The organism is Mesorhizobium sp. M0174 (assembly GCF_040322275.1).
In the GTDB taxonomy this organism is placed as follows: Bacteria; Pseudomonadota; Alphaproteobacteria; order Rhizobiales; family Rhizobiaceae; genus Mesorhizobium.
Genome location: NZ_JAMYTB010000006.1, coordinates 239,218 through 259,926, shown reverse-complemented (window position 1 = coordinate 259,926; position 20,709 = coordinate 239,218). Strand labels below are relative to the sequence as shown.

Annotated in this window: 24 protein-coding genes and 1 tRNA gene; 16 read left to right on the top strand and 9 right to left on the bottom strand. The window is 61.6% G+C overall.

Going from position 1 to position 20,709, the window contains the following annotated elements; all coding sequences use genetic code 11:
* The first annotated feature begins 266 nt into the window (after positions 1 to 266).
* Positions 267 to 2,156: an ABC transporter ATP-binding protein/permease gene (locus tag NKJ13_RS15410; RefSeq protein WP_352478859.1), complete on the top strand. Its 1,890-nt coding sequence runs from the start codon at positions 267 to 269 to the stop codon at positions 2,154 to 2,156.
* A 271-nt stretch (positions 2,157 to 2,427) separates the two neighbouring features.
* A complete protein-coding gene (gene mgtE, locus NKJ13_RS15405; protein WP_352736473.1) occupies positions 2,428 to 3,792 on the top strand; it encodes a magnesium transporter in 1,365 nt (454 codons plus the stop codon).
* A 53-nt stretch (positions 3,793 to 3,845) separates the two neighbouring features.
* On the opposite strand, the gene gor is transcribed toward mgtE, so the two are convergent.
* The 3 genes from gor to rpiA form a co-directional block, all read right to left on the bottom strand.
* Complete coding sequence (gene gor, locus NKJ13_RS15400; protein WP_352777873.1) at positions 3,846 to 5,234, bottom strand: glutathione-disulfide reductase; 1,389 nt, start codon at positions 5,232 to 5,234, stop codon at positions 3,846 to 3,848.
* A gap of 117 nt (positions 5,235 to 5,351) precedes the next feature.
* On the bottom strand, positions 5,352 to 5,930 hold the full coding sequence (locus NKJ13_RS15395) for a DUF2059 domain-containing protein (RefSeq protein ID WP_352508431.1): 579 nt from the start codon (positions 5,928 to 5,930) through the stop codon (positions 5,352 to 5,354).
* Positions 5,917 to 6,648, bottom strand: a complete 732-nt coding sequence (rpiA, locus tag NKJ13_RS15390) for a ribose-5-phosphate isomerase RpiA (RefSeq protein WP_352736477.1) — start codon at positions 6,646 to 6,648, stop codon at positions 5,917 to 5,919. The genes NKJ13_RS15395 and rpiA overlap by 14 nt, the downstream gene beginning before the upstream one ends.
* Positions 6,649 to 6,792: 144 nt before the next feature.
* Between rpiA and NKJ13_RS15385 the strand changes: the two genes are divergently transcribed.
* From NKJ13_RS15385 to NKJ13_RS15370, 4 genes are all read left to right on the top strand, one after another.
* Positions 6,793 to 7,476: a phosphoglycolate phosphatase gene (locus tag NKJ13_RS15385; protein ID WP_352736478.1), complete on the top strand. Its 684-nt coding sequence runs from the start codon at positions 6,793 to 6,795 to the stop codon at positions 7,474 to 7,476.
* 102 nt (positions 7,477 to 7,578) lie between these two features.
* Positions 7,579 to 7,653, top strand: a tRNA-Val gene (locus NKJ13_RS15380).
* 218 nt (positions 7,654 to 7,871) lie between these two features.
* Positions 7,872 to 8,123 (top strand): PepSY domain-containing protein, encoded by a 252-nt coding sequence (locus NKJ13_RS15375; protein ID WP_254817240.1) that lies wholly within the window; start codon positions 7,872 to 7,874, stop codon positions 8,121 to 8,123.
* 127 nt (positions 8,124 to 8,250) lie between these two features.
* Entirely contained in the window at positions 8,251 to 8,727 is a 477-nt protein-coding gene (locus NKJ13_RS15370; RefSeq protein ID WP_352736659.1) for a hypothetical protein, read from the top strand.
* 11 nt (positions 8,728 to 8,738) lie between these two features.
* Here the strand turns inward: NKJ13_RS15370 and NKJ13_RS15365 are convergent, their stop codons facing one another.
* Together NKJ13_RS15365 and NKJ13_RS15360 are read right to left on the bottom strand one after the other, a co-directional pair.
* The gene (locus tag NKJ13_RS15365) at positions 8,739 to 10,631 is read right to left on the bottom strand and encodes a L,D-transpeptidase family protein (RefSeq protein WP_352689327.1); all 1,893 of its coding nucleotides are present in this window, start codon (positions 10,629 to 10,631) and stop codon (positions 8,739 to 8,741) included.
* A 223-nt stretch (positions 10,632 to 10,854) separates the two neighbouring features.
* Complete coding sequence (locus NKJ13_RS15360; RefSeq protein WP_352689329.1) at positions 10,855 to 11,601, bottom strand: 3-oxoacyl-ACP reductase family protein; 747 nt, start codon at positions 11,599 to 11,601, stop codon at positions 10,855 to 10,857.
* 98 nt (positions 11,602 to 11,699) lie between these two features.
* Here NKJ13_RS15360 and NKJ13_RS15355 point away from each other — a divergent pair, with 98 nt between their 5' ends.
* On the top strand, positions 11,700 to 12,317 hold the full coding sequence (locus tag NKJ13_RS15355; RefSeq protein WP_352689330.1) for a TetR/AcrR family transcriptional regulator: 618 nt from the start codon (positions 11,700 to 11,702) through the stop codon (positions 12,315 to 12,317).
* 35 nt (positions 12,318 to 12,352) lie between these two features.
* On the opposite strand, the gene NKJ13_RS15350 is transcribed toward NKJ13_RS15355, so the two are convergent.
* Entirely contained in the window at positions 12,353 to 13,261 is a 909-nt protein-coding gene (locus NKJ13_RS15350; RefSeq protein WP_352508427.1) for an alpha/beta hydrolase, read from the bottom strand.
* A gap of 47 nt (positions 13,262 to 13,308) precedes the next feature.
* Here NKJ13_RS15350 and NKJ13_RS15345 point away from each other — a divergent pair, with 47 nt between their 5' ends.
* Positions 13,309 to 13,761 (top strand): MarR family winged helix-turn-helix transcriptional regulator, encoded by a 453-nt coding sequence (locus tag NKJ13_RS15345; protein ID WP_352689332.1) that lies wholly within the window; start codon positions 13,309 to 13,311, stop codon positions 13,759 to 13,761.
* Positions 13,762 to 13,788: 27 nt separating this feature from the next.
* Here NKJ13_RS15345 and NKJ13_RS15340 read toward each other — a convergent pair whose 3' ends face one another.
* A complete protein-coding gene (locus NKJ13_RS15340) occupies positions 13,789 to 14,400 on the bottom strand; it encodes a pyridoxamine 5'-phosphate oxidase family protein (RefSeq protein WP_352508425.1) in 612 nt (203 codons plus the stop codon).
* Positions 14,401 to 14,559: 159 nt separating this feature from the next.
* On the opposite strand from NKJ13_RS15340, the gene NKJ13_RS15335 reads away from it, so the two are divergent.
* The gene (locus NKJ13_RS15335) at positions 14,560 to 14,931 is read left to right on the top strand and encodes a nuclear transport factor 2 family protein (RefSeq protein WP_352777872.1); all 372 of its coding nucleotides are present in this window, start codon (positions 14,560 to 14,562) and stop codon (positions 14,929 to 14,931) included.
* Positions 14,932 to 15,004: 73 nt separating this feature from the next.
* Here the strand turns inward: NKJ13_RS15335 and NKJ13_RS15330 are convergent, their stop codons facing one another.
* Positions 15,005 to 15,358, bottom strand: coding sequence for a gamma-butyrobetaine hydroxylase family protein (locus tag NKJ13_RS15330; protein WP_023717628.1), 354 nt, complete (start codon positions 15,356 to 15,358; stop codon positions 15,005 to 15,007).
* A gap of 198 nt (positions 15,359 to 15,556) precedes the next feature.
* Here NKJ13_RS15330 and moaA point away from each other — a divergent pair, with 198 nt between their 5' ends.
* Together moaA and NKJ13_RS15320 are read left to right on the top strand one after the other, a co-directional pair.
* The gene (gene moaA, locus NKJ13_RS15325; RefSeq protein WP_352478871.1) at positions 15,557 to 16,552 is read left to right on the top strand and encodes a GTP 3',8-cyclase MoaA; all 996 of its coding nucleotides are present in this window, start codon (positions 15,557 to 15,559) and stop codon (positions 16,550 to 16,552) included.
* 106 nt (positions 16,553 to 16,658) lie between these two features.
* Complete coding sequence (locus tag NKJ13_RS15320) at positions 16,659 to 17,081, top strand: hypothetical protein (RefSeq protein WP_352508423.1); 423 nt, start codon at positions 16,659 to 16,661, stop codon at positions 17,079 to 17,081.
* A gap of 50 nt (positions 17,082 to 17,131) precedes the next feature.
* On the opposite strand, the gene NKJ13_RS15315 is transcribed toward NKJ13_RS15320, so the two are convergent.
* Complete coding sequence (locus NKJ13_RS15315) at positions 17,132 to 17,677, bottom strand: hypothetical protein (RefSeq protein WP_352508422.1); 546 nt, start codon at positions 17,675 to 17,677, stop codon at positions 17,132 to 17,134.
* Between the two features lie 16 nt (positions 17,678 to 17,693).
* On the opposite strand from NKJ13_RS15315, the gene NKJ13_RS15310 reads away from it, so the two are divergent.
* The 5 genes from NKJ13_RS15310 (at position 17,694) to mobB (ending at position 20,646) form a co-directional block, all read left to right on the top strand.
* A complete protein-coding gene (locus NKJ13_RS15310; protein WP_352508421.1) occupies positions 17,694 to 17,897 on the top strand; it encodes a hypothetical protein in 204 nt (67 codons plus the stop codon).
* A 154-nt stretch (positions 17,898 to 18,051) separates the two neighbouring features.
* A complete protein-coding gene (locus tag NKJ13_RS15305) occupies positions 18,052 to 18,408 on the top strand; it encodes a hypothetical protein (protein WP_352448884.1) in 357 nt (118 codons plus the stop codon).
* A gap of 123 nt (positions 18,409 to 18,531) precedes the next feature.
* Positions 18,532 to 19,452: a DMT family transporter gene (locus NKJ13_RS15300; RefSeq protein WP_352508420.1), complete on the top strand. Its 921-nt coding sequence runs from the start codon at positions 18,532 to 18,534 to the stop codon at positions 19,450 to 19,452.
* Between the two features lie 58 nt (positions 19,453 to 19,510).
* Entirely contained in the window at positions 19,511 to 20,140 is a 630-nt protein-coding gene (gene mobA, locus NKJ13_RS15295; RefSeq protein ID WP_352508419.1) for a molybdenum cofactor guanylyltransferase MobA, read from the top strand.
* Complete coding sequence (mobB, locus tag NKJ13_RS15290) at positions 20,137 to 20,646, top strand: molybdopterin-guanine dinucleotide biosynthesis protein B (RefSeq protein WP_352508418.1); 510 nt, start codon at positions 20,137 to 20,139, stop codon at positions 20,644 to 20,646. Before mobA ends, mobB begins: the two co-directional genes overlap by 4 nt.
* The last annotated feature ends 63 nt before the right edge of the window (positions 20,647 to 20,709 follow it).

The following is a 20,709-nucleotide window of genomic DNA, read 5'->3' as shown; positions in this document are numbered from 1 at the left end:
TGCATTGATATCAAGCGCCTAGAATTCCGACGGCACAGCCCCGTGATCATCCACTCTGTTGCTCCACTGCAACGGCCGGCGAGTTAAGCCACCCGCGGCTGGTGAAAAGCTAATGGAAAATGATCAATTGGTGTTACTGTCCGTAATAAAAGAAAAATCGTTTGGGCGGGATAGTGATTCGGGTCGATAGACCAACGCGACATTCAATATCGGAAAAATGGCTCCGCGGTGCCGCAAGGCAGTCGCCCCTTACGCCCGTATCGTCGATGCGCAGCTTCTGGGGCCTGATGCGGGCCTACTGGTTTTCGGACAAGTGGGTGGAAGCCTGGACCTTGACGCTGGTGATCGCGCTGCTCACCGCGCTCTCCAGCAAGTCAGGCGTGTGGTTTGCCGTAGCATCCGGAGAGCTGGTCAACTCGATCGCCTTTTTCCATGATGCCGCGAACACCACCCCGCTTCAGACACTGCTGGCCAATGCCGGGATACTTGTCCTCCTGGTCTTGCTCAAGGATGCGGGTTTTACCGGTATCCGCAGCCTGGTATCCGCAACGTTGCATCGCAAGTGGCGCGGCTGGCTGGACAGCCAGTTCAACGAAGCCCTGCTTGATTCCAATCACACCCATTTCCACGCTCAGCATGGCTCGTCAGGTGCCGCCGCTCCCGACAATATCGACCAGCGCATCCAGGAATCGATCAAGGATATGACGGGCGGCGCCATCGGCCTCGCGATGGGGGTTTTGGCCGTTGCTACTTCATTGTATTTCGTCGGCCAGCAACTGCTTGCACACTCGGCGGAGGTCAAAGGGCTGGAGTTCCTCGGCAGCTATGGCAGCGCCGTCCTCGCCTTTCTGGCAGTCGCCACCTACGTGCCGTTGAACACCTGGATCGCCGTCAAGCTGGGCAGGCTGCTGGAACGGCTCAATGTCAGGATGCAGCAAGCCGAAGGCAGCTATCGCGGCGAGCTGATCACCTTTCTGCGCCGCAGTTTTCATGTCGCCGCATCGCAAGGCGAGAACGTGCAGAAGGCAGTGCACAGCCAGCGCTATGTCGACATCGACCGCACCTGGGCGCGGCTGAACATCGTCAACACAGGCTACAATTCGTTCGAGCTGATCTACAATTTCATCGGTGCCCGCATTGTCGCCTACGGGCCAGGCTTGGTTCCCTTCATCCATAACGGGTTCGATCTCAAGGGCTACATAACCGGCTCCGAGATGGTCAACTCGCTGATCAGTCAATGCTCGTGGTTCATCCATGTCATGCCTGCCATCGCCGCGCTGCGGGCCAACAGCCAGCGCGTCACCGAACTCGCAAACGCGATCGAAAACGTTCAGCACCCGCAGGAATTTTATCAGCAGACCGGCCGCTCCGATTTTCGCTACGACCGCCAAAACCCTGTTTTCGGCCTGACCATCCAGAAACTAGAGCTGGCGCATCAGGGCGAGGACGCAACGCCCTTCCTGAGTGCCGCGAACTTGCGCTTCCGGCGTGGCGAATGGACTTTCCTGAAGGGCGAATCCGGTTGCGGCAAGACCTCGCTGATCAAGGCGATCAACGGCCTTTGGCCCTATGGCCGCGGCACCATCGTCTTCCCGGAAGGGGTCAGGAGTTTCTACGCCGCCCAGGAGGTGAAGCTGCAGCAGGTTTCGCTGAAGCAATTGGTCTGCCTGCCGGGTTCCGAGCATGATTATCCCGACGTGCAGGTCGCATCCGCCCTGCACAAGGCCGGCCTCGGCGATTTCATCGAGCATTTGGCCGATGAGAGCCGTGAAGGAAAGATCTGGGATCAGGTTCTCTCGGGTGGGCAGAAACAGAAGCTGGTTGTCGCCCGTATCGTGCTGCAGCAGCCGGGATTGCTGTTCCTCGATGAAGCCACTGGCGCTCTCGATCCCGATGGACGGATCGCCTTCCACCAGGCGATCAAGGACAATTGCCCTGATGCAACTGTGATCTCGATCATGCATGAGGCGACGCCGCCGAGATCGCTCGCGGGCACCGAATTCTACCACAGCGTCGTTGCGATCGCCGACGGCGTCGCCACCAAGAAGCCGCTGGTTCCGAGCTTGCCGGTCGAGCTCACCACCATCCTCACGCAGCCGACGCGGCCGGCCGAGGACAAGTGGCTGCGCTTTCCCCGCCGGCTTAAGCAGAGATAGCTGCGGCACCGTTGCCAGCATCCAGCCAGCCTGCCACGTAGCCCGATCACAGTCTCGCGATCCAGTCGGTTTGCCGCCGTTTTAACCCGCTCTCGCGATTGACTTGGCAAGGCGCGCTCCTATGTTGCGCCGGCTTGCAGAATCTCAATCCGAACTCGCGAGCAGAAAGGTCACCGCGCCATGCCTGGCGACAGTCACAGTCGAACGCAACCGCCGTCCGCTTGACGTGATCTGACAGGCTCACGTCCTGCCGGACGGCAAGGAGTGAGCCATGAACGAGTTTTCCCCCGTTGCGGGCGGCGACGCCGTCGCCATCGCCCGCGTACTTGCCAACGAACACGTCGCCGACATGGTCGAGGCGCTGAACCAGGAGCCCCGCGAGACGGCATCGGAGCTGCTTTGCGAAGTGCCGTTCGAGCGGCTGGTCGAGATCTTCGACCAGCCGAAGCTCAACGGCGCATCCGAACTCGTCGAGGCACTACCCCGCATCAAGGCAGGCAGACTGCTTGCCGCCATGTCGGTCGACCGCGCCGCCGACATACTGCGCGATCTGAACGAACCGGCTCGTTCCGAGCTGCTCGGCGGCCTGGCGCCACCGCTGCGCGCGACGCTGCTTGCTATTCTCGGCTACCCCGAGGGCAGCGCCGCCTCGCTCATGACGACTGAATATGTCAGCGTGCCGCCGGACTGGAGCGTTGCCCGCACGCTGGATTACATTCGCAAGGTCGAGCGGACGCGCGAAACCGTCTACGCGATCTACATCGTCGATCCGCAAACGCAGGTCCTGTTGCGCTCGACCAGCCTGCGTCGACTGATCGCTGGCGAACCCGACGAACTGATCATGGCAATAGCGCCGGATCGTGCGCCTATCACTGTTTCACCGCTGACCGATAGTGAAAAGGTTGCTCAGTTGATCTCCAAATATGATCTGCTCGCCGTCCCGGTCGTGGACAACGGCAAGCTTCTCGGCATCGTCACCATCGACGACATTATCGATACGATGATCTCGGAAACGACCGAGGACGTGCATCGTTTCGGCGGCATGGAGGCTCTCGACGAGCCCTATATGAAGATGGGTTTTCTGGCGATGATCCAGAAGCGCGCCGGGTGGCTGTGTGCGCTGTTTATCAGCGAGATGCTGACCGCCAATGCGATGCAGAGCTACGAGGGCGAGCTGGAAAAGGCGATCGTGCTGACCCTGTTCATTCCATTGATCATGAGCTCCGGCGGCAATTCCGGCTCGCAGGCGACCTCGCTCGTCATCCGAGCCCTGGCGCTGCGCGAGATCGGCCTTGGCGACTGGTGGCGGGTGGCCCTGCGGGAGCTGCCCACCGGCCTGGTGCTTGGCTCGATCCTTGGCGTAGTCGGCGTCGGCCGCATCGCGCTCTGGCAATATTTCGGCTTCTACGACTACGGCCCGCACTGGCCGCTGATCGCAATGACGATCGGCGCCACGCTGGTTGGCATCGTCACTTTCGGCTCGCTGTCTGGATCGATGTTGCCGTTCGCCCTGAAGCGCATCGGCTTCGACCCGGCCAGCGCATCGGCCCCGTTCGTCGCCACGCTGGTCGACGTCACCGGGCTGGTGATCTATTTTTCTGTGGCGCTGGTAATCCTGCGCGGAACATTGCTGTAAGATCACGCACTTCCATCGCGGCAATCTCGTTGCCGCGATGGGTCGTCGTCGCGTCAGACGCGCTCACCATCTCTCACCCGGTAAGTCGGTTTGTACATGGTGACGAGTTCTTCCGCCGCGGTCGGATGCACCGCCATGGTGCGATCGAAATCATCTTTGGTCAGCCCGGCCTTCAGCGGTATGCCGAGAAGCTGCGCCATTTCGCCGGCGTCCGGCCCGAGGATATGGGCGCCGAGGACTCTTTTCGACGCGCCGTCGACGACCAGCTTCATCAGCATCTTTTCATCGCGGCCGGAAAGCGTGTGCCGCATCGGCCGGAAGGTGGCGCGGTAGATTTCAAGATCCGAAAAGCGCTTTGCCGCCTCATCCTCCGACAGGCCGACCGTGCCGATCTCGGGCTGTGAAAAGACTGCGGTAGCGATCGTGTCATGGTCGGGCGCCATCGGATTGTCCTTGAAGGCGGTCTCGACGAAGCACATCGCCTCGTGGATCGCCACCGGCGTCAATTGCACGCGGTGGGTGACGTCACCGATCGCCCAGATGTTGTCGATGTTCGTGCGGGAGTATTCGTCGACCTGGATTGCCCCGGTTTTGGTCATCTCGATGCCGACGCCTTCCAGCCCCATGTTCTCGGTATTGGGAATGCGGCCGATGGCGAGCATGACCTGGTCGACCGTCAGCACGGTGCCGCCGGTGACAAGCGCGTCGAGCCGGCCGTCAGGGCGCTTCCTGACCCACTCGGACACGGCGTGGCAGAGGATTTTTATCCCCTTCTTTTCCATCGTCTCGTGCAGCATGCGTCTGAGGTCCATGTCGAAGCGGCTGAGTATCTCCTTGCCGCGATAGACCAGAGTCGTGTCGACGCCCAGCCCATGAAAGATATTGGCGAATTCGACGGCGATATAGCCGCCGCCCTCGATCATGATTGCCTTCGGCAGCTCCTTGAGGTCGAAGGCTTCGTTGGAAAAGATGCAGTGCTCATGGCCGGGCAATGCCGGATGCGGCGCCGGGCGCCCGCCGGTAGCGATCAGGATCTGGTCGGCGGTAACGGTGCGATCCTCACCGAGAAGATGCACCACATGCGGATCGACCAGGGTGGCGCGCGAATGAAAGACCTCACCGCCGGCGCCCTGCACGTTCTTCTTGTAGACGGCCTCCAGCCGGCTGATTTCGCGGTCCTTGTTGGCGACCAGCTTCTGCCAGTCGAAATGCGCCTCAGGCACCGTCCAGCCAAAACCGGCAGCGTCGGCGAAATGCTCGGGGAATTGCGAGGCGTAGACATAAAGCTTCTTCGGCACGCAGCCGCGGATCACGCAGGTGCCGCCGTAACGAAATTCCTCGGCAATGCCGATACGCTTGCCGAGTAGAGCCGCGACGCGCGCCGCCCTCACCCCGCCGGAGCCGCCGCCGATGACGAAAAGATCGTAGTCGTAACCGGCCATGGTCCAGCTCCTGCCCCTCAAACAACGAGACAGGTAGGCTGCCAGCCACCAAAAGAAAAGCCCGGACTTGCCGGGCTTTCTGGTCCAGTGGCGGTCAGGCCACTCGGAAGTCCTTGATCAATTCGGCGTGGCGTCCGCGGGAGCAGCGCCGTCTGCCGGGGCGGCACCCTCGGCAGGTGCAGCCTGCGCCTTGGCATTCGCCGCTGCACCCAGGGTCTCGCCGACCTGCTGGGCGAGATCGCGAGCCAAGCCGTTCTGCCAGATCTCGGCAGCCTTCACCAGTTCGCGCGTCACGATCGGGCCGTTGTCGAGCAGCTTCTTGCCGGACTCGGAATTGTAGAAGGCGGCGATTTCATTGAGTTCCTTTTCCGAGAACACCTTTGCATAGGCAAGCGCTGCTTCCTTTTCCAGGTCGGCGCGGCGCGATGCCAAGGCCATCGCCTTCTCGTTGATCGTCTTGGCGATCAGTTCCTGCATGTCCGGGTTCTTCTGGATCAGCTGCTGCTCGAGCGCCGCGGCCGCTTGCGGCAGGATGTTGTCGAACGTATCCGTCGCATGGATCGCCGCGACCGCGGCACGCGCCGCCTTCAGATGCGCATCAGTGACGTCCTGCGAAAACGCCGGCGACGAAAACGCGAAAACGGCCGAGGCCGCCAGAATGGCAAAAAAGCGGCCAACCCGGTTATGCAACATCATGATCGGTAAAACTCCTTGGTTTTCGGGCGGCATGGACGGTTTGGATGCCGTCGCCGCCGGCTATGATGGCCGTTGTCGCCAGCCCGATGAAAAGACCGTGCTCGACCACGCCGGGAATGGAGTGGAGAGCATTCGAAAGCGCTCTTGTATCCGGAATGCGGCCAAAAGATGCATCGAGGATAAAATGGCCGCCGTCTGTAACAAATGGCTGGGTCCCCGTCATCCTCAATGTAACAGGGCCGGAAAGGCCCAGGTTTGCAGCCGCCACGCCAACCGCAATTTCGGTGGCGCGCAGGCCAAACCGGTTGACTTCGATGGGCAGCGGAAAGCGGCCGATCATCTCGACCATCTTGGAGCTGTCCGCGATGACGATCATGCGGGCGGAGGCCGCCGCGACAATCTTTTCGCGCAGCAGCGCGCCACCGCCGCCCTTGACCAATGTCAGCGCCGGATCGATCTCGTCGGCGCCGTCGATGGTGAGGTCGAGCTCCGGTGTTTCCTCGAGGGTCGACAGCGGCACACCAAGCTCGGTGCAAAGGACGGCGGTGCGCTCCGAGGTCGGCACGCCGATGACAGTCAGGCCGGTGGCGACCTTGTCGGCGAGCAGCCGCACGAACTCATCCGCTGTCGTGCCGGTGCCGATGCCGAGCCGCATGCCATCCGTCACATGGGCCAGCGCTGTCCGCGCGGCCTCAACCTTCAATTGCCTCGCATCCATGCCGGGCCCCAAGATTTGTTTCGGCGCTCGTAGCATTTTTGCCGAGCTGGTCAAAGGACCTTGCCCGCGGTGGATAAGCCGGCTTGCCTGAACGGGCCGCAGCGGTTATCGCCTGCCGGCAATCGAATCGTCACAGGACAGGCCATGACCCGACCGACCATCGTGTTCGACCTCGACGGGACGCTGATCGACACGGCGCCGGACCTGCTCGACAGTCTCAACCACAGCCTTGCCGCCAGCCAGCTCGCGGCCGTCGACGAAGCCGGCTTCAAGCGTTTCGTCGGCCATGGCGGCCGTGTGATGATCGAGCGCGCCCATGCAGCGCAACACAGGTCGCTGGCCGTGGAGGAGCACGATCGCCTGCTAAAGCTGTTTCTGGACCATTACACCGTTAACATTCCCGGCAAATCGCGCCCCTACCCGGGCGTTCCCGAGGCGATCGCACGGTTCGAGGCAGCCGGTTACCTGCTGGCCATCTGCACCAATAAATATGAGGCCAATTCGGTGGCGCTGATCGAGGCGCTCGGTATGACCAGGCATTTCGCGGCGATCTGCGGCCAGGACAGTTTTCCGTTCCGCAAGCCCGACCCGCGCCATCTCACGCAGACCATCGCGCGTGCCGGCGGCGATCCGCACCGTGCACTGATGGTCGGTGATTCGCAGACCGACATCGACACGGCAAAGGCCGCCGGCATTCCGGTAGTGGCAGTCGATTTCGGCTACACCGATCGTCATGTGCGGGAGTTCGAACCGTCGGCGGTGATCTCGCATTTCGATTCGTTAACGCTCGATCTGGTACAAGTGCTGATGGCCGCGGCAGAAGGCTGAAGCCGGTCATAGTCCAGACGGCCAGATGACGGCCGACAAGTGGTTGACTTCGCAGGCCGGCCTCCCTTATATCGCGGCGCGCTTGGCCTTCGGGCAACGAGCGGGCGATTAGCTCAGCGGGAGAGCACACCCTTCACACGGGTGGGGTCGCAGGTTCAATCCCTGCATCGCCCACCATCTTTTCGGCACTTAGCCATCACCGACGGGGAAGGCTGCCGTGATCGAGAACCAGCGCATGATCGCATTGGTTTTCCGTGCGCTTTTCCGCAAGCTATAAGACTGACAGGCACACTTACGCTTAGCACAATTGCCGGTCTGGACGATCCGCAAGCCCGAGTCCGGGAACAAACCCGTATGTAGATGAGTTTCTGCTCATCGCAATGTGAGGGAAAGCCATGTCCAGACTTGTTTTGGCGGCCGCCGTGCTGCTTGTCGGCGGATCGGCCTTTGCCGCGGACGAAAATCCGGTGCCGCCGCAGAATGCCAAGAAGCTGTCGGAAATCATCGCCAAGGTCGAGCAGCGCGACGACTTCCGCTACATCAAGGAAATCGATTGGGACAGCGGCGCCTACACCGTCATTTATTACACGAACGACAAGGCGAAAGTTGAAATCACCTATGATCCGGTGACAGCCGCGCCGAAATGAGGCTGGCCGCCAACGGTCCAGATTCTAAAAAATGCCGCTCCTCGAAGGCCCGCGGCCTTCGGCACACCCTTGCGTAGATATGACTTTGATGGCTGACTGGGTGCTATCATTGCGCGCGGGGGTGGGCATGGCGACGGTAAAGCACGTATTGAAACGCTTTTTGATGGTGCTCGCGGGTTATTTCATAGCGGTACTGGTTGGGCTGATCGCGGTGGCGGCGATCTATGGCGGGCTGAGTTCGCTGCCAAATGCGCCGAATTATTTCGACGTCATGGGTGTCACCCCCGTTGCGGTGCTGCTGTTGCCGCCGCTCGGCATGTTCATCTATTTTCTGACGATTGTGATAACCGGCCTGCAGACGCTGATCTTCGCACTGATTGCCGAGTTTTTCTCGCTGCGCAGTTTTTGGCTGCACATGGTCTTCGGCGCGGCGGCCGCGGTTGGCGGCTTCGCCTTGATCTGGCCCAGTGTACCGGACGACACGAACCCGGAGCGCTGGGCCGATATCGGCATCATTGCCGCGGCAGGCGTTGTCGCGGGCTTGGTCTACTGGCTCATCGCCGGACGCGATGCGGGTTTCCGGCGCCCACTGTTTCAGCGCTAGAACCGTATCTCTCAGCTGGCCGGCGAACGCACCGCTTCCGTGCTGTCGAGCGCCTGCTGCAGCCTTGTGTCGCGGCCGTAGACGTCATTGAAATATTCGACGGTACCGGACAGGTCCGGCCATGCGGTGAAATAGGCGACATAGACCGGGATCTTGCGTGTCACGTCCTCGGTCGAATGTCCGTGTTTCAGTCTGTCCTCGATGTAGTCGACCGAGGTACCGAGCACGGCAGCCGCCATGCCGCGCGGATCCTGCAAGCGAACGCAACCATGGCTGAGCGCGCGCATGTCGCGCTGGAAAAATGACTTCTGTGGTGTGTCGTGCATGTAGATGGCGTGCTTGTTGGGAAACAGTATCTTCAGCTCGCCCAGCGCATTGGCCTCGCTCGGCAACTGGCGCACGCCGTAGGGTATCTTTGCGCCATAGGCACCCCAATCGACTGAGGATGAGGGAATGCGCTTGCCGCGGGCATTGACCACCTCATAGCCGGCGCGGTCGAGATAGCCAGGATCGCGCCGCAGCCGCGGCAACATCTCGTTGACCAGGATCGACTGCGGCACGCCCCAATAGGGATGAAAGTCGACCTGCTCGATCTGATCATAGAAGAAAGCAGTCTGGTTGGTGGGCCTGCCGACCACGGCGCGGGTCTTCAGCTTTTCCTCGCCGTCGTCGATATAGCTCGCGGTAAAAGCCGGCTGGTTGATGAAGACGCGCGGGCTGCCGAGGTCGGAAGGCAGCCAGCGCAACTCTTCGAGCGCAACCCGAACTTTCTGAATTTTGTCGGCCTTGGACGTTCCGGCCAACGATGCAACGGTACGCGGGCCGATGACGCCGTCGCCTTTCATGCCGGCCCGTTTCTGCACCGCCTTGATCACCGGCACCAGCTCCGGATCGTAGACCTCGCTGGTGGCGAGCCTCGCCAGCACCTCGCCATAGGCACCGCCCATCTCGTCATCGAGATTGCGCGCGATCCTTGTCAAAAGCTTCGGCAGCTCGGGGCTGGTCTGCCCCGGTTTCAACAGCAGATTGGGATCGACGACGATCTCGTCCTCGGCGCTGGCCTGTAGCGATTCCAGTTCGACGCGCAGCGCCTGATACTCGGAATTCTGTGGATGCCGTGATTCGAGATAAGTGCGCACTTGCTGGGTATGGGCCAGCGTCTTCAGTACCCCTTCCATGTCGAGCGGCTTCGGCGGAAAATCGTAGTAGCCGGTGATGCGGTTGGGATCGACGCGGCCGCTTTGTGCGTCGCGGGCGTAGCGCAGGACACGGGCCGACATCGCCATCTCAAAGCGAACCAGCTCTTTCAGGCGCTCATCGGCATTGCCCGCCGATGCGCCTGCTGCCGGAACTTCGACGGTGTAGTCGGCGGGCGTCAGGCCGTAGCTCGCGGCCTCGCCCAGCACCCGCACAGCATCCTCGGCACGGCTGTTGGGACTGGTTCCCGTCACCCAGAGGAAATCCGGATTGGCTGAGTAGTACGCGATCAGCGCCTTGGCGATGTCCTTCTCGGCGTAGAGATCATAGCCGTCGAGCCCGGCAATGGCTTCGCGGAATGCAGCCCCGGTGGCCGTCGGCTCGAATGCAGCATCCTGAGGCGTTGCCGGTTCAGGCGCTGCCGACAGTGCCGAAAAATCGACGCGCACCAGCGGATCGCTCTTGTAGGTGTAATAGGACGGGCTGCTGATTTGCGCACCACCACCCCCACCGGAAGCGGCTGGCGCCTTGGGCTTGTATTTTGACGGTGGCGGCGGAAAGTTACCTTTCGGCGGTGCGTGTTTGACGCCGCCGCCGAAAAGCATGTCGAAGAACCCTTGCGCTTCAACCTGCGGCGTCCCGAAGGCCAGCATTGCCGCGGCCACCGCGAACGGCAGCACGGTTGCTTTGTTTCCAAGGAGTTTCATGGATCACCCGCTCCGGTTGAACCGGATCCCGTTCCGCACCGCTTTCACGGTCTCGCCCACCCCATGGCGGATGTAAGGCGTGACTACACTGATTCATACTGATTTCGTTAAGCTTCCATAAATTTCGGAACGTCTGTTGCAGAACGGTTTCACAAGGTCGTGACGGGTCAAGCGAATCCGTCGCCGTCCTCGGCCAGAACGGCAACCGTCCAATGACCAAGTCTCACGCGTTTGCGCCGCCGTCGATGATCAATGCCGCGCCTGTCACGAAGCGTCCTTCGGGACCGGCAAGCCAGGCGACCATGCCGGCGATCTCGTCGGCCGTTCCGAAGCGAGGCATCGCCATCTTCTGGCGCTGATGCTCGGCGTGCGGGCCGGCTGCCGGATTCATGTCGGTATCGGTCGACCCCGGATGGACGACATTGGCGGTGATGCCGCGCGGACCGAGATCGCGGGCAAAGGCCTTGGTCAGGCCAACCAAGGCAGCCTTGCTGGCCGAATAAGCGCTCAGGCCGGCGTCGGTGGCACGCTCGGCCAGATTGCTGCCGATCGAGATGATCCGGCCACCCTCGCCCATATGTGCTGCTGCCGCCTTGACGGCGACGAACGGGGCCCTGAGGTTGACCGCCATCGTCTCATCGAAGTCGGCAAGCGACAGAGCATCGATCGGCGCAGCGCGCCAGATGCCGGCGCTGTTGACGAGGATGTCGAGCCGTCCGAAGGCTTTTGCTGCCTCATCGACTGCCGCCTCGATCGCCGCAGCATCGCGATTGTCGGCCTTGATGGCAAAGCCCCGGCCGCCGGCCGCCTCGATTTCCCTGACCACCGCGAGTGCCCTTTCCTCACCATTCACATAGGTGATCGCCACGCCTGCGCCGTCGGCCGCGAGCCTTCTTGCGATCGCCGCACCAATGCCGCGGCTGCCGCCGGTGACGAGGGCGGCCTTGCCGTTCAAGCTTCTGGATGACATCTGCTTCTCCATTTTGTAGTGATTGATACATAAATATCTGCCAGCCTTGCTGAACCACGTCAACTGAATTATGTATCGATCAATACAGAAAGGATACCATGCCGGAACGAGGCCGCCCCCGCACCTTCGATCGAGCCGCCGCCTTGCGGCGCGCAATGGAAGTGTTTTGGCTCAAGGGTTATGAGGGCGCGTCGATAAGCGATCTGACCGCTGCAATGGGCATCAACTCACCCAGCCTCTATGCCGCCTTCGGCAGCAAGGAAGCGCTATTTCTCGAGGCAACCGAGCTTTACACGCGGGTCGAGGGAACCGAGATCTGGTCCGCGCTGGAAAAGGCGCCGACCGCGCGCCAGGCCGTCGAGCGGTTCCTGCGGCAGACTGCCAGGGCCTATTCACAGACCGGTCGTCCGCAAGGCTGCCTTATCGCGCTCGCCGCATTGCACCAGGACTCAAGCCGCGGCGCCATCTGTGATGATCTGCGCCGTCGCCGCGCCGAAAACCGCGAAGCCTTGCTGAGACGCTTCGAGCGTGGCGTGGCCGAAGGAGAGTTGCCGGCCGATTTCGACTGCGGTACGGCCGCGACCTTCTACGCCACCGTGCAGCACGGCATGTCGATCCAGGCGCGCGACGGCGCGTCGCGCTCGGCCCTTCTGGCGACGGTGGCCGGGGCAATGGCGGCTTGGATAGCGATGGCCGGCACCGGGGTGGCGGCGTGACGATCGAACCCGGCAGACAAGACCAGACATTCAGATCACTGCAGAGACGGCTCCAGCCTGCCGGCAACGAAGCCAACGGCACGCTCCACCACACCCCTGTCGGCGAGAATGCGGCGGTGGCCGAGCCCGTCGGCCCAGTACAGCCGCACATGGTCTCCGGCGCGCGCGTAGAGCCTTGCATGATCGGCGGACACTTCGCGGTCGTCCGGCGCGTGGATCACCAGCGTCGGCAGCAGCGTGCTTGCCAGCTGGCGATCACCGGTAAACTCGTGCAACGGCCGGCCGGCGATACGCTCGACCCGGTCGGCCATGGCGACCTGCGAGCGCGAGCCGACATTCAGCATGCGACTGAAATCAGCAAAGATTGCCGGCAGTGAGCTCGGCGCAGCGATAAGCACCAGTCGCCCGGCCGCCAATCGCGGGATGTTCCTGATTGAACCGGCAACTGCATTGGCGGCAACGGCACCACCAAAGGAATGGCCGACGATCGCGGCAAACGGCCCGAACCATTCGCCGGCAACCCGTGCCGCGTCGACCGCACTGACCAGGGTAAGCCGGCGGCCCTGCGACTGGCCGTGGCCCGGCAGGTCGAGCGAGACGACCTTATAGCCAGCATCGCGATAGGCTTCGATCAGCGTGCGCATGTATTCGGTGCGCGAACGCCAACCATGGATGACGAGCACGGTGCCGGCAGTGGCCCTGCCCGGCTCGGGCCGGAATTCATGCACCATGACGCAGCCGGTTCTGGTCTTTAGCCGGTGATGTCGTGCCTGGGTCATGAAATCGGCGGCGCGATCGATTGCGCGGCGCTCGCCTTCACTCAAGCTCTTCTCATGCGGCGTGCGGCAGAACAGCTCGAATGCAGCGCGCCCGGTGAGTCGCGGTGCCACATGCTCAGCCACTCCGAACGTGCCGCGGATGACCTTCAGTCCAAATGATGCCATAGTGGCGATCCATTCATTGGTTCAAGCATGAACATAATAGTTCAAACATGAACATTAAGCAAGACCTGCCCTGGGACAACCCGCGCTTTCGCAACTGGGTGGCAGTGGCGCGCGCATGCCACGTGCTGGAACGCACCCTGGCGGTGAAGCTGGCGCCGCTCGACCTGAAGCCGGCGCAGCTCGACGTGCTGATGAACCTCTACCGTCATCCCGGCATGTCGCAGCACGACCTCGCTCGCCGGCTGCTGGTCGGTCGCTCCAACATCACCATGCTTTTGCCGCAGCTGGAGACTCGTGGCCTGCTGCGCCGCGAGGGCGACGAGAAGGACAAGCGCGTGCTGCGGCTGACGTTGACCGAGACCGGCGAGGCACTGCTGATGCAGGCGCTGAAGGTCCATATGGCGCTGATCGAGAAGGCGATGAGCCAGTCGACGCCGGAGCAATGCGACATGATCGGCGAACAGATGCGTAGGGTTGCCGAGGTTTTGAAGACCGCCTGACAGCCCAGCGCTCCACCAACAAGTGCTTCACCACATCGATTTTTTCGCGCGCTCCGGCCATTCCTTGTCGTAGACCTCGCCGTCGATGTTCTTGCGGCTGGTGATTTCCAGAATTTGGCCGGGAGTCGGCAGCGATCTCGGGTCGACATGCCTTGCCGGATTCCACAACTCCGACCGGTGGATGGCGCGGGCGCACTGGAAATAGACCGCATCGACCTCGATGACCGTCACCGAGCGCGCCGGCTTGCCTTCGACTGCGAACGAGTCGCAGAGCGCGGCATCGGTGGTGATGTGGGCGCGGCCATTGACGCGCAGCGTCGTGCCGGAACCCGGCACCAGGAACAGGAGCGCGACGCGCGGATCGCGAAGGATGTTCCTTAGCGAATCGGCACGGTTGTTGCCGCGCCGGTCTGGCATCATCACCGTTTTCGGATCGTGGATGCGGACGAAGCCGGCGAGATCGCCGCGCGGCGAGCAGTCCAGCCCTTCAGGCCCGCAGGTTGCGAGCACGGCGAACGGCGAAGCCTCGATGATAGCTGCGTATTCGGGAATCAGCTGATCGAGTTCTTTGACCACCGACGCCTCGCCAGGCGGGCCATAGAGCGTTTCGAGCTGTTCGACGCTGGTGATCATGGACATGTTTTCGTCTCCAAAGCTTTGCCGGCTGCTCCAGATGCATGACGTTTTCACGACATCGTGCCCGCTTGCCGGTCATCAGGAAACGGGTGTCGAGGCAACGCGAAGAAGGGCAAACCGCTTTCACCTACACAATCGCACCGACGGATACGGAGACCGAAAATGGATAAACCGCTCGACCGGCGACGCACCGCCATGGAACTTATTGAAAACATGTTCAATGTTGAAATGCGTTTCCTGCAATCAGGATCGGAAAGCCTCGATGTGCTTGCCAGCGCATTCCATGCCGAGATTGTGGTGCATGAGCCGCAGTCCCTGCCCTATGCCGGTGACTGGAATGGCCTCGACGGCGTTGGCGCTCTTTTCCGCAAGATGCGGGAAATCTGGAGCGACGTGGCGGTGGAGGATCTTCAAACCGCCCAGAACGATAACGTGGTGTTCATGAGCTGCATGCTTTCGCTGACGTCGCGAGCCACTGGTGCAACAATCATACAGCCGTTTGCCGAGTCTTGCGCTTCAAGGATGACCGACTGATCGAAGGCACGCCGTTTTACTATGACACCGGCGAGATCCTGGCGATCCTGCGCTGAGCATACCGCGAAACCATTCAGCGGTCGCGGCTCAGCCCCTTCTCTTCCAGCTCGGCGAGATAGGCGGCCCAGCGTGCGTCCTTCTCATGACCCAACGTATGCAGGTAGTTCCAGGTGAAGATACCGGTGTCGTGGAAATCGTCGAAGGTGATGCGCACGGCATAGTTGCCGACCGGCTCGATCTTCAGGATCGCCACATTGCGCTTGCCGGGAACGGTGACGCGCTGTTCGGGCGAATGGCCCTGCACCTCGGCCGATGGCGAGGCGACCCGCAGAAGCTCGGCCGGCAACTCGAACGGCTGATGTCCCGGAAAGGTCACGGAAAGCAGCTTGCGATCTTTCGAGACCCTGAGTTCCTTCGGCGCTGTCATGGTGGTGGATCCTGCGGAGAACCGCCCTTCCCTACGCCGCTTCGTGTCGAGGGAAAAGGCCGCATCGAAAGTTCCGACATGATCTGTCGGCGTCGGAATGTTACCGGAGATCGCGAGCTGATATCTTGAATGGCAAGTTGGCTCGTATCACATAGCTATATATAACGAAGCCGTTCACGGCCACGGGAAGCGTACAGCATGGATATGATCGATCCTTTCGGTCGCACGATCACCTACCTGCGCGTGTCGGTTACGGACCGCTGCGATTTTCGCTGCACTTATTGCATGGCCGAGGACATGACGTTCCTGCCCAAGAAGGACCTGCTGTCGCTGGAAGAGCTCGACCGGCTCTGCACGGTCTTCATCGAAAAGGGCGTGCGCAAGCTTCGCCTCACCGGCGGTGAGCCGCTGGTACGCAAGAACATCATGCATCTTGTGCGCCAGCTTTCGCGGCATCTCGAGAGCGGTGCGCTGGAAGAGCTGACGCTGACCACCAATGGATCGCAGCTTTCCCGCTTTGCCGCCGAGCTCGCCGACTGCGGCGTCAAACGCATTAACGTCTCGCTCGATACTCTCGATGCCGACAAATTTCGACAGATCACCCGCTGGGGCAATCTGGACAAGGTCATGGATGGCATCGACGCCGCGCAGGCGGCCGGGCTGAAGGTAAAGCTCAACGCTGTGGCGTTGAAGGACTTCAATGACGCCGAATTGCCGGACATGCTACGCTGGGCGCATGGCCGCGGCATGGATCTGACGGTCATCGAAACCATGCCGATGGGCGAGATCGATGCCGACCGCACCGATCAGTATTTGCCGCTGTCGCTGCTGCGTGCAGCACTCGAGCGCCAATTCACGCTGAGCGATATTCCCTACAAGACCGGTGGCCCGGCCCGCTACGTCCATGTCGCCGAGACCGGCGGGCGGCTGGGCTTCATCACGCCGATGACGCATAATTTCTGCGAAAGCTGCAACCGGGTCCGGCTGACCTGCACCGGCACCCTTTACATGTGCCTCGGCCAGGAAGATGCCGCAGACCTGCGCGCGCCACTGCGTGCGTCGGAAGGCAACGAGCTGGTCGCCGATGCCATCGACGAAGCAATCGACCGCAAGCCCAAAGGCCATGACTTCATCATCGATCGCCGCACCAACCGTCCGTCGGTGTCGCGGCATATGAGCGTCACCGGCGGCTGATTTTTAGCCGATTTCGTGCAAGAACAATCGCCTTGGTATCAGCGCGAGGCAAGGCGTGCAGCGGTTTCTTTTAGTCCTGACGTTTTTCGGAGTGATGGCGGGGACCATGGCAGTTGCCGCGCCATTTACTTATACGAACGAGCGCTTCGGTACCGTCTGCACCTTTCCGGATGAAATCTTCACTCTTCGCCAGGCTGAGCCGGATAATGGCGATGGACAACGGTGGCTCACTGCCGATGGCGCCAGCCTGATCTGTTCAGGCATTCTCAATGTCGATGATGACACCCCGAAAGCCTTCCTCTCCGCCGAGAGGGCCAGCAAGGAACCTGGCTATAAGATCACCTACAGCAAGACCGGCAAGGACTGGGCGGTGCTGTCGGGCATCAAAGGCGGGAACATCTTCTACGAACGCCGCCTGTTCGGAAAAGATGGTGTCATCCGCACGGTCTGGATCGACTATCCGCCAGCCCTGAAATCGAAATACGACCCGCTCGTCGGTGCCATCGCCGGCAGCCTCAGGGGGCCGTGAGCATCCGGCCCGTCTCGACGTATTCGCAGCCTATTGTTTTTGCTGATGAATTAAGGCTGACGCGTGTAGTCGTACTGCACGGCGAGCCATTTCCTGCCGCTGCCATTGGCCTGGAGGAAATGCTGCTCGGCCACCTCGTGGTTGTCGCCATCCCTGGAAATGATGAAATCGGAGGCCGTGTATCGCCCTTCGACCTCGGGCCTGAAGCCGACGAAACCAAGCGGCTCGAACAGCAGTGAAATCTTGCCGTCCTCTTCGCCACCAAAACTCCAGGCGGGCATGATCCCTGCCGGGAAACGGGTGTCCATGGAGACATACTTCCAGCGGCCCTCCACCCGGTCATAGCTCAAATAGGCTATCCGCTGGAAGTCCGGGATTTTCGACCCGGGCGCCGGGCGCATCACCTCCTGCATGAAGGGGCCGATCATCGTACGTTCGGCCACCAGCCCGGTCATCACGATCGGCTGCGCACCGGGGGTTGGCCAGATCGTGTTGACGACGTTCCACTTCCCGATGCGGCGAGCGAGCTCATTCGCTTCGTGACCCGGCGTGGACATCCGTTCGACTGCCGATGCCGAAGCGCCGTTCTCGGCCAACGCAGGCGCTATCGCCATGAAGATGACCGCCAGTGCAGAAGAGAACCGGAAAGCCGACGAAACGTGCCGCCTGCTGCCTGTGCCAAGCCTGGCCGCATTGCCTCGTGCATTCGTCATGGACCACCTCCCCAGACAAGATCAGAAGCCTACAATGACCAATTTGGCGACTCTTGCCGAGCAAATTGATCTCGTCGAGAATTTTCCTCGAGCGGCAGTGTGATCGATTTGCCATCCGAACCGAACCTTTAAAAGGGCACCTTTCGGGGTCACACCAGAAAAGGTCTTGTCCGCAAACGGTCACCGGATTTACCGCAAGCCCATTCGGGCCTAGCCTCTGCTCTGGAGCGGTGCTTCGCCCAGTGGGGGAATACGATATGCGCAAACTCATTCTTTCTCTTGCATTGCTCAGCCTCGCGGCCCTGCCCGCGGCGGCCCAGTCGATCGGCGGCACCTATGCCGTGGCCGGCACCAATTTCGATGGGTCGTCCTATGGTGGCGACGCGACGATCACGCTGACTAGCGAGACGACCTGCACGATCCATTGGGAGACAGGCGGCTCGTCCTCGGACGGCATCTGCATGCGCAACGACGATGCCTTCTCCGCCGGTTATGTCATGGGCAAGGCGGTCGGTCTTGTCGTCTACAAGGTGCAGGACGACGGCTCGCTGCGTGGCCTGTGGACGATTGCCGGCAAGGAAGGCAACGGCACCGAGGTACTGACGCCCAAATAAGCCCTGCCGCTCTTGCGCGACAGATGTTACGGGCCATAGAAAGGCTGTGGCCCAGCCCTTTGACGTTGCTGTTTTGCGGGTGCCTGCTAGACGCTTGCTGCAGGACTCACCCGGTAATCTGCCTTGCCTCTTTCGCCAAACCTGCGCGGCGCGTTGTTCATGATGGTGGCCATGGCTGGTTTCACTCTCAACGACGCTATCACCAAATTCTCGTCGGAATCGATGAACATGGCGCAGGTCATGCTGATCCGCGGCGCCTTCGCTTCGCTTTTCGTTGGCCTGCTTGCGTGGCAACGCGGCGCGCTTGCCCGGCCAGGTTCGATGCTGCAGCCGACCGTTGCGCTGCGCGTTGCCAGCGAGGCCGGCGCCACGGTGTCCTTCCTGGTTGCTCTGGCGCATCTTCCGATCGCCAATGTCTCCGCCGTGCTGCAGGCGCTGCCGCTGGCGGTGACGATGGGCGCAGCGCTTGTGTTCAACGAGGGCGTCGGCTGGCGGCGCTGGCTGGCTATTGCCATCGGTTTTGCCGGCGTGCTGATCATCGTGCGGCCGGGCTTCGAAGGGTTCAGCGTCTTTTCTCTGCTGGCGCTGGCCAGCGTGGCATGCTGTTCGGTGCGCGATCTCGCCACCAAGCGGATACCGCAGGCAATTCCGACATTGCTGGTATCGAGCGCCACCGCCCTTGCCATGACGTTTCTGGGCGCGGCATTGCTTTCACCGATGGGCGGCTGGACACCGATGACAGGACAAAGCACGGCGTTCCTGGCGCTGGCGGCGGTGCTCGTGCTCATCGGCTACCACTTCATCATCACGGCGATGCGGGTGGGCGATATCTCCTTCATCGCGCCGTTCCGCTACACCGCCCTGCTCTGGTCGATCCTGCTTGGCTTCACGATCTTCGGCGATGTCCCGGATCTGCCGATGATCGGCGGTGCCACGATCATCATCGGCTCAGGCCTCTATGCACTCTACCGCGAACGGATCGTCGGCCGGCGAAAAACAGCCGCCGAAAGCACTGGACCGGACATGGCGCCGGACGGCATATAGAGTGACTGTCGACGACTGTCTGATTTGAAAACTGGATTTTGGGTCTGGGCAGCAAACGATGGGCCGACATATCGCAGGGATCATTCTGGCCGGCGGCCGGTCGAGCCGGATGGGCGGCGGCGACAAGACGCTGCTTGCGCTTGGCGACGGTACCCTGCTCGACCGTGTCGTTTCGCGCCTTGGCCCGCAGGTCGGTCCGCTTGCGCTAAACGCCAATGGCGATCCGACACGGTTTGCCGCGACGGGGCTTCCGGTGCTTGCCGACACCGTCAAAGGTTATGCCGGGCCGCTTGCCGGGATACTGACCGGCCTCGAATGGGCTTCCGACACGACCTGCCAGGGGCTGGTCACGGCTGCCGGCGATACGCCTTTCCTGCCCAGGGATATGGTCGAGCGGCTGCTCGCGGCAGCCGACGAACGCCCCGGCTCGATTGCGGTCGCCTGTTCCGGCGGCAAACGGCATCCGACCTTTGCACTCTGGCCGCTAGGGTTAGATCAGGTCTTGCGACAATTTCTCGTCGAGGAAGACAACCGGCGAGTTGCGGCGTTCATCGACCGGCACGGTTTTGTCGAGGTGGAATTTCCTATCCTGAAATCCGGCGGGGCCGAGATCGATCCGTTCTTCAACATCAACACTCCCGACGACCTTGCCCAGGCCGTGCATCTGTTGCAGAGCATCGAGCCATGAAAAGACGTATTTTCGGCATCACCGGCTGGAAGAACTCCGGCAAGACGACATTGACCGAAAAGCTGGTGGCCGAACTCGTCCGGCGCGGCTGGAAAGTGTCGACGGTAAAACACGCCCATCATGATTTCGACATCGACAAACCCGGAGCGGACAGCTTTCGCCACCGGCAGGCGGGAGCGATGGAGGTCGCGGTCGTGTCGGGCAGGCGCTGGGCGCTGATGCACGAATTGCGCGGCGAGGACGAGCCGACGCTAGACGCGATCCTGTCACGGCTGGCACCGTGCGACATCGTGTTGGTCGAGGGTTACAAGCGCGAAGCGCACAAGAAACTCGAGACGAGACGGCTCGAGGCCAAGGACCGGACACCGCTCTCGGCAGGCGATCCACACATTGTCGCCATCGCCTCCGACTTCCCCATTGTCGGCGAAGACCTGCCGGCCTTCGATCTCGACGACACGAATTCGATAGCTGACTTCATCGAGCGCGCCACAAGCCTGTCGCGCTGAAAATGCGGCAGAAGACAGTTTCCGCCCACTTGCTTTCCAATTTAGGCGTCTGACCCGGCGTCA